The organism is bacterium, from assembly GCA_040756715.1.
In the GTDB taxonomy this organism is placed as follows: Bacteria; UBA9089; UBA9088; order UBA9088; family UBA9088; genus JBFLYE01.
The window spans coordinates 1-11,196 of record JBFLYE010000120.1 but is presented as its reverse complement, the minus strand read 5'-3'; the positions used below and the strand labels follow the sequence as shown (position 1 = coordinate 11,196).

Here is an 11,196-nt window from a genome sequence, read left to right as displayed (position 1 = left end):
AATTTAGAATTCAAAATTTCTTAAAAGGTGGATGAATTTTTAACAGATAAACACAACCCTATCTATTTTTGCACTAAGTAATGGAAGATACTATAATTACCCCCTTTTAAATTTTCTCTTAATTTTTTAAACATTTTTAAATATTTAGGTAGCCTTGAATAAACATCATCAGCATATTCCTCTTTGTAAAGATGGGCGGTTAAATTTCTATCGTCAATCATTCTTAACCAGGCTTCATCATAATCTATTAAGCTTAATTGAAAAGCAACCTTAAAACACTCCCTAGGTGAATAGCATTCTACCCTTTGATCTTTGGCAAAAACCTTAATTGATTTCCAGCTCAGATCAAAGCAAAGCTCAAATCTTTTAATTGCGGAATCCCTTGTAATCTCTGTTTTTTCTAATTTTAAAACCTCTTTTAATCTTTTAATCGCTTTTTCAAAATCTTTATAAATTACAAAATTCATCTAATATATTCAACAAATTTTAATGCCTCCTTTTTAAAATCATTTGAAACCCTTTTGAAATCAACAAATTCAAACCTATATAATGTTGGCAGCCTCTCTATATCTTCCTCAATTTTAAATTTTACCTCAATGGGAAGTTCTTTTGCTCCTTCAATACCAATATCAATATCCGAACGCAGGAAATTATCTCCCGAAACCCTTGAACCAAAGAAAAAAATCTTATAATCATCAAGGTTTAAATATTTACCAATAATTTCTAAAATTTCCCCTTTTAATCTTTTTTCCGAATAAAACTCAAGGTTCATTTTTTACTACCTCCTTCTCAAATGACCTTAAGCTTGGCTCAATAATTATTGGCTTTTTAATTTTATCTGCTATAACCTCTTGGGTTTTTAAGCCGTTTCCTGTAATACATATAACAATCTCCTCATCACTTGGAATTTTTCCCTGTTCAATCAATTTCTTGCAAACCGCCAGGGTTACACCACCCGCTGTTTCTGTAAATATCCCTTCTGTTTCTGCCAATAGCTTCATTGCCTCAACAATTTCATCATCTGTAGCAACCTCTCCATATCCACCCGATGTCTTTACAACATTATAGGCATAGTATCCATCAGCTGGGTTTCCAACTGCTAAGGATTTTGCGATTGTTTTTGGAATAACAGGCTTGATAAATGGCGAATCCTCCTTTATAGCAGAAACAATTGGGGAGCATCCTTCTGCCTGGGCAATATGTAGCCTTGTCCTAACATTAGAAATTAAACCAAGCATTTCAAACTCCTTTAATCCTTTGTAAATCTTGGTAATTAAAGAGCCAGAAGCAGCTGGGATAACAATATGCTTTGGTGCTTTCCACCCAAGCTGCTCCGCTATTTCATAGGCAATTGTCTTTGAACCCTCTGCATAGTATGGCCTTATATTGATATTTACAAATGCCCAATTGTATTTTGCTGAAATTTCATGACAAAGCCTATTCACCTGGTCATAATTTCCCTTTATTCCTACAAGAATTGGGTTATAGATTAAAGATGCTATCGCCTTGCCCATTTCAAGATCTGCGGGAATAAAGATATATGCAGAGAGATTTGCAGACCTTGCTTGAGCAGCAACAGAATTAGCAAGATTTCCCGTTGATACACAGGCAACGGTTTCAAATCCAAGCTCCTTTGCCCTTGATAGGGCAACAGCAACAACCCTATCCTTAAATGAGAAGGTTGGATGATTAACAGAATCATCCTTTATGTAAATGCAATCCACACCAAGTGCCTTTGCAAGGTTATTTCCCTTAATAAGTGGTGTAAATCCTGAGTTTAAACCACATTGCGGCTCTTTATCTAAAGGAAGAAGCTCCTTATACCGCCAAAGGTTATATACTCGGCTTTTCTCAATAGAGAAACGGGAGATAACCTTTTTTATTTCAGGATAATCATAGATTACCTCAAGTGGTCCAAAGCAGAATTCGCATATATACAATGCGGCTTTTGGATATTCCCGTCCGCATTCCTTACACTTAAGCCCTTTCATCCATTCCATAACTATAGTATCTTCCATTACTTAGTGCAAAAATAGATAGGGTTGTGTTTATCTGTTAAAAATTCATCCACCTTTTAAGAAATTTTGAATTCTAAATTTTGAATTTTGAATTGAAAAAGGTTAAGTTTTATAAAATTTTTTCCCTTTTAATTCAAAATTCAACATTCAAAATTCATAATTTTATAAAGTTTTCCTTAAGATTATCTAAACACATACATTTTGTAAAGCGTTATGGAATTAACTATAAAATATCTGTTAGCTAACAAAAAAATTCCTCATTTAAAACCTTCCTCTTATCCTTGCCTTCTTAAGAAATCCCTCATAATGATGCATCATAAGGTATGATTCTACCTGACGCAAGGTATCAAGGGCAACCCCGACCACAATTAGAATGGTTGTTCCGCCAAAATAAAATGGTGCATGGAGGAATGATAGGACAATGGTTGGAAGTATGGCAATAATGCCAAGGAATATGGCACCCACAAAGGTTACCCTGTTAAGGATTGTATGGAGATAGTCTGATGTCTGTCTTCCTGGCCTAATCCCTGGAACAAATCCTCCAGATTTTCTTAAGTTATCAGCCACCTCATTTGGATTAAAGATAATGGAGATATAGAAATATGTAAAGAATATGGTAAGAGCAACATAAAGAAGGTTTGAAACCCCTTCCCTTATCCAGGCTGGAATATAAAGAAGCCAATCAAAAAGACCACCCCTGCCAAGAAATGCACCTATGGTGGCTGGAAATGTAAGGATTGATGAGGCAAATATTATGGGAATAACGCCTGCCATATTTATCTGCATCGGAAGATATGAGCTTTGACCTCCATACATCCTTCTTCCAATCATCCTCTTTGCATATTGGACAGATACCTTTCTATGACCTTGAATCATAATAACCACGCCGGCAACAATACACCCAACAATGAAAACAAGGATAACTCCGACAGGGATATTCATCTCTCCACTAAAAATCCCTTGCATTGTAAGGGCAAACCCTTGTGGAACGCTGGCAACAATATTGGCAAAGATAAGGATGGATGAGCCATTTCCTATTCCCCTTTCGGTTATCTGCTCACCAAGCCACATAATAAAAAGGGCACCCGTTGTCATAACAAGAACGGTCATAAGCTTAAAGGCGATGCCAGGTGCTACAACAATGGGAACATAGTATTGGGTGCTTTCAAGCCATATGCTTATTCCAGAGCCTTGAATAAGGGCAATAAGGACGGTGAGGTATCTTGTGTATTGGTTTATCTTCCTCCTTCCCTCTTCTCCCTCCTTTTGTATTTTCTCTAAAGATGGAACAAGGTGTGCCATCAAGGACATAATAATTGATGCTGAAATATATGGCATAATCCCTAAGGCAAATATGGAAAATCTTTCCAATGCTCCACCGGTAAAGAGATTTGCTAATCCTGCCATACTTCCTTTTAAGCCTTGAAAGTATGCCTGGAATGCAGAGGCATTTACACCTGGGGTGGGAATGAATGAGCCAATCCTATAAACCGCAAGCAAGCCAAGGGTAAATAGGATTCTTTTCCTTAGCTCATATATCTTAAATGGCTTGCCAATACCTTCTAATGGATTCATAGAACCTTTCCGCCAGATTTTTCTATCTTTGAAAGTGCAGAGGTTGATATGGCGTCAACCTTTATGGAAAGGGGGATATTTATTTCTCCCTCGGATAATATTTTTACTGGCTTTTTAATATCCTTAATAAGATTTTCCTTAAAAAGCACTTCCTTTGTAATCTCTGTATTTTCAGGGAATTTATTTAAGGATGAAAGCTTTACAATTTGATATTCTCGTCTATTTGGATTATGAAACCCCCTCTTGGGAAGCCTCATCTTAAGGGGTGTTTGTCCACCCTCAAATCCTGGTTGTTTCCCTCCCTTCCTTGCCAGCTGACCCTTTGTTCCCTTTGTAGATGTTCCACCATGACCTGATGCCTCTCCCCTTCCCAGCCTCTTTCTTTTTTTATAAGAACCCTCTGGTCTTTTTAATTTATTCAGCATCTTTAACCTCCAAGCAATAAGAAACCTTCCTTATCATCCCTTTAATTTGCGGATTATCTGGCTTTATAACCTCCCTTCCCATTTTTCTTAAACCAAGGCTATCCAATGTCTTTTTATGCTTTGGGAAAATTCCAATTCTTGATTTTATAAGCTTTATTTTTAAATTCTTCATAAAAATATTCTATGTTCTTAAATTCTGTCTCGTCAAGTTAAATTATTTAATTGACATATTTCTAATCTTTAAAATATAATTTTTGAAATTATGAAAACATCATTTGCAAAGAAAGGGGATATAAAAAGGGATTGGTTTATTATCGATGCCTCTGATAAGATACTTGGTAAAGTGGCAGCAAATGCTTCTCGCATCCTTCTTGGAAAGGAAAAACCAGGATGGACACCCCATATTGATAATGGAAATTTTGTGGTTGTTTTGAATGCAGAAAAAATTAAGGTTTCTGGAAAGAAAGAAAAAGATAAGTTATATAGAAAACATTCAGGCTATCCTGGTGGTCTTAAGACATTAAGCTTCAAGGAGCTTAAGGCAAAAAATCCGTGTAAAATAGTTGAGCTTTCAGTTTGGGGGATGCTTCCTAAAAATATCATAGGAAGAAGGATGATAAGGAGGCTTAAGGTATATAAAGATGGGCTACATCCACATCTTGCCCAAAAACCACAAGTATTAGAAGTTAGATGAGAGAACAAGTTCAGGCAACTGGAAAGAGAAAAGAGGCAGGAGCAAGGGTAAGGCTTATTCCTGGTGATGGGAAGATAGAAATAAACAAAAGGGATTTTAATACATATTTTGGTGGAAGGGCAAAAGCACTTGAACCCTTTGTCTTCGCACCATTCTATGCCACACAAACATTTGGAAAATTTGATTGTTATGTAAATATTAGAGGTGGTGGCATATCTGGCCAGGCTGGAGCAATAAGGGAGGGGATTGCCAGGGCATTGGCAAAAAAAAATGAGGAATTAAAACCTATCCTTAATAAAGCAGGTCTTCTTAAAAGGGATACAAGAATCCATGAGAGAAAAAAATATGGCCTCTATGGAAGAAGAAGAAGGTTCCAATTCTCAAAGAGGTAATGGGTCAGAGAGTCAGAGGGTCAGAGGGTCAGAGGGTCAAGGGGAAGATTGAGAAATTTGAGGATATTCGGGCTTGGCAGAAGGCAAGAGAATTAACAAATAAAATTTATAAAATTACAAAAAATTCACATTTCACTAAAGATTTTAGTTTAAAAAACCAATTAAGAAATTCTGCAATCTCAATAATGGCAAATATTGCTGAAGGATTTGCAAGGCGCACCGATAAAGAATTCATAAATTTTCTTGGTATAGCTCATGCTTCAGTCGCAGAACTCCAATCGCATCTCTATGTAACATTTGATGAAAAATATATTTCAGAAGAGGAGTTTCAAAATATATATGTCAGTGCAGAAGAGGTATCGCGACTTATCCAAGCTTTTTCAAATTATCTAAGAAATTCCCAACCTCCAGACTCCCAGACTCCAGACTCTTTATGACATACCCATTTTTTGAAATAGAAAAAAAAATCCAAGAATTCTGGGAAAAAGAGGGTTTTTTTAGAAAAAAGGGAAAAGAAAAATTCTACTTGCTGGAGATGTTTCCCTATCCCTCGGGAAAAATCCACATTGGCCATGTCAGGAATTATTGCATAGGCGATACAATTGCAAGATATAAAAGATTAAAGGGCTTTGATGTCCTCTATCCCATGGGATGGGATGCATTTGGCTTACCGGCTGAAAATGCTGCAATTGAAAAGGACATACACCCTGCTAAATGGACAAAGGATAATATCAGCTATATGAAAAGCCAGCTTAAAAGGCTTGGGCTTTCCTATGATTGGGAAAGGGAGATTGCAACCTGCGATAGGGAATATTATAGATGGAATCAATGGCTATTTTTAAAGCTATATCAAAAGGGGTTGGTTTATAGAAAAAAGGAGGATGTAAATTGGTGTCCTAAATGCAAGACTGTTTTGGCAAATGAACAGGTTATAAACGGCGATTGCTGGAGATGCAATTCTTTTATTACCACAAAAAGCTTAGAGCAATGGTTTTTTAAGATTACCGAATATGCAGAAAGGCTTTTAGATGATCTAAAATTGCTTGGGAAATGGCCTGAAAATGTCATTACTATGCAGAAGAATTGGATTGGAAAGAGCATTGGGTGCGAGATATTCTTTAAAGAGGAAAAGGGAGGAAAAATAATCCCTGTATTTACAACCAGGCCAGATACAATCTTTGGAGCAACCTATTTGACATTAGCGCCGCAATACCCATTGGTAGAGGAGATAGAGAAAAAGGAGGTAAGGGAATTTGTAGAAAGGGCAAAAACTAGGGTATCGCCTGACAAAATGGAAAAAGAGGGAATATTTACAGACCTGTATGCCATAAATCCCGTAAATCAGGAAAAAATACCCATCTGGATTGCAAATTATGTCTTGATGGAATACGGAACAGGTGCGATTATGGCTGTTCCTGCTCATGACTCAAGGGATTTTGATTTTGCAAAGAAATATGGGCTTCCAATAAAAATGGTAGTCAGGGCTCAGGGGTCAGGGGTCGGAGGTCAGGAAAGGGAAGGGGCGTATGAAGGGGAAGGGATTTTGGTTAATTCTGGTCAATTTAATGGAATGTCAAGCAAAGAGGCAATTGATGCAATAACAGATTGGATGGAAAAAAATGGAATGGGAAGAAAAACCATAAACTACAGGCTCAGGGATTGGCTTGTCTCTCGGCAAAGGTATTGGGGAACACCCATTCCCATTGTATATTGCTTTCAATGCGGCATAGTTCCTGTTCCTGAAGAAGACCTTCCGGTAGAGCTTCCTTTGGATACAAAGCCGGGGCAAAACCTTCGGGAAATTGATGAATTTTTAAATTGCAAATGCCCAAATTGTGGAAAGGATGCCAAGCGGGAGACAGATACAATGGATACATTTGTTGATTCCTCTTGGTATTTCTTGAGGTATCTTACACCCAATTGCGATAACCTTCCTGTCCTAAAGAAAGAGGCAGACTATTGGATGAGCGTAGACCAATACATTGGAGGGATTGAACATGCCATTTTGCATCTTTTGTATGCCAGGTTCTTTACCAAGGTAATGAAGGATTTGGGGCTTATCTCAATAGATGAGCCATTTAAAAACTTATTGGCACAAGGAATGGTTATAAAGGATGGTGCGAAGATGTCAAAATCCAAAGGCAATGTGGTTGACCCAGATAAAATTATAGAGGAATATGGAGCAGATAGCACAAGGCTCTTTATTCTATTTGCCGCACCACCAGAAAAGGAGCTTGAATGGAATGATAAGGGCATAGCGGGATGCTTTAGGTTTTTAAATAGAATATATAAAATAAAAGTCAGAGGGTCAGAGGATCAGAGGATCAGAGGATCAGAAGAAAGATTTTATGCCTTGATACATAAGACAATAAAGGAGGTATCGGAGGATATAGAGAGATTCCATTTTAATACAGCCATAGCCCACCTTATGGAATTTCTCAATGAAATAGAAGATGGCTTGCTCACGAAGGATATATTCAAAACATTTCTGGTCCTTCTCTTTCCATTTGCCCCGCATATCTCATCTTACCTTTGGAAGGAGCATTTTGAAGGAAGGATAGAGGATGAACCCTGGCCATCCTACGATGAAGCCTTAATCGAGGAAAAAGAGAGCACTATCATAATCCAGATAAATGGGAAGCTTAAGGGAAAGATTACCATTCCCTCTAATTTAAGCCCTAATGAAACAAAAAAAAGGGCAATGGATGAGATAAAGGATAAGATTAAGGGAGAGATTAAGGATATAATCCTTGTCCCAGGAAGGCTTGTGAATGTTGTGGTTAGCTGAAGGACAAGCCTTTTGGTTTGCCAAAAAACTTAACAATCCAATAATTTTATGGTAAAATACTTTAAATGTATAGATGCTTGTCCTGTGATTATTCCTCCTCCAAATGGTTTGGAAGGTGCCCTGGCTGTGGAGAATGGAATACCTTTACAGAAGAGGTAGTAGAAGAATATAGAAAGGAGGAATCCCCCCTTTTATTTAAGCTTCCAGAAATAGAGATCAAGGAAGAAGAGAAGATAAAATCTGGAATTTCTGAGTTTGATTCTGTGCTGGGAGGAGGAATAGTTTTGGGCTCTTTAGTCCTTATTGGAGGAGACCCAGGGATTGGAAAATCAACCCTTCTTCTTCAGGTATCAGGAGAGCTCGCAAAGGAAAATAAGGTGCTTTATGTAAGTGGAGAGGAATCTTACCAACAGATAAAGATAAGGGCAGATAGGCTTTCTATCTCATCAGAAAATTTATACATCTCATCCTACAACAAGATTACCCATATTTTAGACCAGCTTGAGAAAATAGAGGTTAAGGTAATTGTCATTGATTCAATCCAGGCAATATACCACCCAAGCCTACCATCTGCCCCTGGAACGGTCTCTCAGATAAAGGTCTGCACAAGCTTTCTCTCTGGCATTGCCAAACAGAGGAATATCCCCATATTCATTGTTGGTCATGTAACAAAGGAGGGTTCAATTGCAGGGCCTAAGCTCCTTGAGCATATGGTTGACACAGTGCTTTATTTTGAGGGAGATAAAAATCATATTTTTAGAATTTTAAGGGCTTACAAAAATAGGTTTGGCTCAACCAATGAGATAGGCGTATTCTTAATGGAAGAAAAGGGGCTTTCTGAGGTAAAAAACCCATCCTTAGCATTCTTATCAGAAAGACCAAAAGGTGCATCTGGCTCTGTTGTTTCCTGCACAGTTGAGGGAAGCAGACCCATTCTTATTGAAATTCAAGCCCTTGCTACGCCAACCATCTATGGAATGGCAAGGAGGGATACATTGGGTGTAAATTATAACAGGATTTTGCTCCTTTTGGCTGTTTTGGAAAAGAGGATGGGCTATAACCTTTCAACCTATGACCTATTTGTCAATATTGCAGGTGGAATAGGAAGCTCTGAGCCTGCAATAGACCTTGGAATATGCTCTGCCATTGTCTCATCATTTAAGGAAAAGCCAATAGATGAGAAGATAGCCCTGGTGGGAGAGGTTGGCCTTTCTGGTGAGATAAGGGGCATATCAAATATAGAAAAGAGGATAGAGGAGGCATCAAAGCTTGGATTTTCTTCCTGCTTTCTTCCCAAATCAAATTTAGATAAGATAAAGGAGAAGCAAATAGAGCTAATCGGTGTATCAAACATCAAAGAAGCCTTTTCTTTGCTGTTTCCTTAAAAAGGTGTAAAAAATGCTTTTTTCTAAACATGCTCTTTTAAAAATTGAAGAGAGGGAAATTGGTAAAAGTTTAATTGAGAAGGTGATTGAAAAACCCGATTTTCTTTTTTATGATATTATCACTAAAAGTATGGTAGCAATAGGAAAGGTAGAAATGGCAAGAACAGAGACCTATTTAGTAATCCCTTTTGTGAAAGAGGGTGAACAAATAAAAGTGGTGACCATATATCCTTGTAAGAATATAGAAAAAGAGATAAATAAAAAGGAGGCAAAAAGATGGATAAAAATAAGATGAAGCTATGGTATGATGAAGAGCTAGATGTTTTATATATATCCTTCAAAAAGGGAGTAGCCATAGATTCTAAAGAGCTAGAAGAAGGAGTAAAAGTAGAATATGGAGGTAGAGGTGAGATTATGGGTGTTGAAGTATTGGGAGTTTCAAGACTACTGGCTCCAATGCTTAAAAGAAGAATAGAAGAAAGTATTTCCCAATCTCTAGTTCACTAGGTTTGTTGGTATATCAGATCAAACATCAAAGAGGCCTTTTCTTTGCTGTTTCCTTAATAAACGCTTCACTTCTTCCACAAAATTTTATTTTGTCAAAAATTTTTCTTAAAGTTATTTTGAAAAAATGCCGATAAATAAAAAAGGAGAATAATATGGATTTTTCAAAAATAAATGGAGAGCTTAAACCAAAAGAGGTTTTAGGAAGCCCTATAAAGAAAAAGGAGGAGGTTTCTCTCTCTTTCTCTCAAGTTTTATCTTCTCCCAAAAAAACATATACTATGCCAACATTAGGAGAAACATCTATATCCTCTGGCTATGACGAGGCAACAATCTCTGAGGGAGCAAAAACAGCATACTACCTTTCTAAGGTTCTTTCCTTAGTAAAAGATATTCCTGACATAAGGGAAGAAAAGATAGATGAGGCTGTAAAATTGCTTAAAGGGGGAATAGATACTCCAAGGATAAACAAAAGAATCATAGAAAGCATAACCAATATGTTCTTCCCGGAATGATTAGAATTGGTGTTATTGGTGGTGAAAATCCAAAAGGCGAAATCCTTTCCCTTGCCTATGAAACAGGAAAAGAAATAGCAAGGAATAATTGTATCCTTATCTGTGGAGGGCTTTCTGGGATAATGGAGGCAGCCTGTAAAGGGGCAAAAGAGGAAAAGGGATTAACGATTGGAATTCTACCAGGCATTGATGCGGCTTCTTCTAATCCATATGTTGATATTCCCATTGTAACAGGCATTGGCTATGCAAGAAATATAATTGTTGTCCTATCATCTTGTGCAATTATTGCCATTGATGGAAGCTATGGGACACTATCTGAGATAGCCTATGGCCTACAATTTAAAAAGCCTATTATTGGCTTATATACCTGGGATTTCTCCTATGAGCTTGCAGAGATTCCACTCATCAAAGCAAATTCCCCAAAATCTGCTGTTTCGCAAGCCATTGCAAAGGCTAAATTGCAATGCGTTTAGGTTATATGTCTATTGCATTGTAGTTTTTGCATTTTGTAACACTTTAGCCATCTGAAATTTGTGTAAATAAGGAGAAAGGGAGAAAAAGGAAAATTGGAGAAATATTCTTATTCATTTTTTTCTAATTCTATCCTTCTTACATTAAATCAAGGAAGGTGGTTTTTATATTGATGCTTCCTTCTGTTATTTAAGAGAGAAGATAGGCATTGCTATTTAAAGTTTCTATGGCTGTTGGTCTTAGCTTGGTTGGGTCAAAGGAAAGAAGTTGAGAATGTGCTGTTTTCGCTTGTAAACTACCCCTCAGGCTTCGCCTGATACCCCTTCAACACCCCGTCAGACCTTACGGTCTGCCACCCCTCTGAAAGAGGGGAATTTCCCATGTTCCTCTTCTTCCCCCCATTCCCCTCTCCTAGAGGGGTGTCCCGAA

Annotated in this window: 15 protein-coding genes; 9 read left to right on the top strand and 6 right to left on the bottom strand. The window is 37.4% G+C overall.

The features are described 5' to 3' along the window. Positions 1 to 62: 62 nt before the first annotated feature. The 6 genes from AB1397_04660 to rpmD all read right to left on the bottom strand — a co-directional run bounded on the left by AB1397_04660 (position 63) and on the right by rpmD (position 4,190). Positions 63 to 467 (bottom strand): HI0074 family nucleotidyltransferase substrate-binding subunit, encoded by a 405-nt coding sequence (locus AB1397_04660; GenBank protein ID MEW6482276.1) that lies wholly within the window; start codon positions 465 to 467, stop codon positions 63 to 65. Next, the gene (locus AB1397_04655; protein ID MEW6482275.1) at positions 464 to 772 is read right to left on the bottom strand and encodes a nucleotidyltransferase domain-containing protein; all 309 of its coding nucleotides are present in this window, start codon (positions 770 to 772) and stop codon (positions 464 to 466) included. The genes AB1397_04660 and AB1397_04655 overlap by 4 nt, the downstream gene beginning before the upstream one ends. After that, the gene (thrC, locus tag AB1397_04650) at positions 762 to 2,000 is read right to left on the bottom strand and encodes a threonine synthase (GenBank protein MEW6482274.1); all 1,239 of its coding nucleotides are present in this window, start codon (positions 1,998 to 2,000) and stop codon (positions 762 to 764) included. The genes AB1397_04655 and thrC overlap by 11 nt, the downstream gene beginning before the upstream one ends. Positions 2,001 to 2,279: 279 nt before the next feature. Beyond that, positions 2,280 to 3,593 carry a preprotein translocase subunit SecY gene (gene secY, locus AB1397_04645; protein ID MEW6482273.1) on the bottom strand — a complete coding sequence of 438 codons (1,314 nt, stop codon included), beginning with the start codon at positions 3,591 to 3,593 and terminating at the stop codon, positions 2,280 to 2,282. After that, positions 3,590 to 4,018, bottom strand: a complete 429-nt coding sequence (gene rplO, locus AB1397_04640; protein ID MEW6482272.1) for a 50S ribosomal protein L15 — start codon at positions 4,016 to 4,018, stop codon at positions 3,590 to 3,592. Before rplO ends, secY begins: the two co-directional genes overlap by 4 nt. Beyond that, positions 4,008 to 4,190 (bottom strand): 50S ribosomal protein L30, encoded by a 183-nt coding sequence (gene rpmD, locus AB1397_04635; protein ID MEW6482271.1) that lies wholly within the window; start codon positions 4,188 to 4,190, stop codon positions 4,008 to 4,010. Before rpmD ends, rplO begins: the two co-directional genes overlap by 11 nt. Before the next feature lie 90 nt (positions 4,191 to 4,280). On the opposite strand from rpmD, the gene rplM reads away from it, so the two are divergent. From rplM to AB1397_04590, 9 genes are all read left to right on the top strand, one after another. Further along, a complete protein-coding gene (gene rplM, locus AB1397_04630) occupies positions 4,281 to 4,712 on the top strand; it encodes a 50S ribosomal protein L13 (protein ID MEW6482270.1) in 432 nt (143 codons plus the stop codon). Next, the gene (rpsI, locus tag AB1397_04625; GenBank protein ID MEW6482269.1) at positions 4,709 to 5,104 is read left to right on the top strand and encodes a 30S ribosomal protein S9; all 396 of its coding nucleotides are present in this window, start codon (positions 4,709 to 4,711) and stop codon (positions 5,102 to 5,104) included. Before rplM ends, rpsI begins: the two co-directional genes overlap by 4 nt. Then, entirely contained in the window at positions 5,104 to 5,541 is a 438-nt protein-coding gene (locus tag AB1397_04620; protein MEW6482268.1) for a four helix bundle protein, read from the top strand. Before rpsI ends, AB1397_04620 begins: the two co-directional genes overlap by 1 nt. Next, positions 5,538 to 7,892 carry a leucine--tRNA ligase gene (gene leuS / locus AB1397_04615; protein MEW6482267.1) on the top strand — a complete coding sequence of 785 codons (2,355 nt, stop codon included), beginning with the start codon at positions 5,538 to 5,540 and terminating at the stop codon, positions 7,890 to 7,892. Before AB1397_04620 ends, leuS begins: the two co-directional genes overlap by 4 nt. Positions 7,893 to 7,957: 65 nt before the next feature. Beyond that, entirely contained in the window at positions 7,958 to 9,277 is a 1,320-nt protein-coding gene (gene radA, locus AB1397_04610) for a DNA repair protein RadA (protein MEW6482266.1), read from the top strand. A gap of 13 nt (positions 9,278 to 9,290) precedes the next feature. After that, positions 9,291 to 9,572, top strand: coding sequence for a DUF4258 domain-containing protein (locus AB1397_04605; protein MEW6482265.1), 282 nt, complete (start codon positions 9,291 to 9,293; stop codon positions 9,570 to 9,572). Further along, positions 9,554 to 9,784 carry a DUF2283 domain-containing protein gene (locus AB1397_04600; protein MEW6482264.1) on the top strand — a complete coding sequence of 77 codons (231 nt, stop codon included), beginning with the start codon at positions 9,554 to 9,556 and terminating at the stop codon, positions 9,782 to 9,784. Before AB1397_04605 ends, AB1397_04600 begins: the two co-directional genes overlap by 19 nt. Positions 9,785 to 9,936: 152 nt before the next feature. Then, positions 9,937 to 10,296, top strand: a complete 360-nt coding sequence (locus tag AB1397_04595; GenBank protein ID MEW6482263.1) for a hypothetical protein — start codon at positions 9,937 to 9,939, stop codon at positions 10,294 to 10,296. Next, on the top strand, positions 10,293 to 10,769 hold the full coding sequence (locus tag AB1397_04590) for a TIGR00725 family protein (protein ID MEW6482262.1): 477 nt from the start codon (positions 10,293 to 10,295) through the stop codon (positions 10,767 to 10,769). Before AB1397_04595 ends, AB1397_04590 begins: the two co-directional genes overlap by 4 nt. Positions 10,770 to 11,196: the final 427 nt, after the last annotated feature.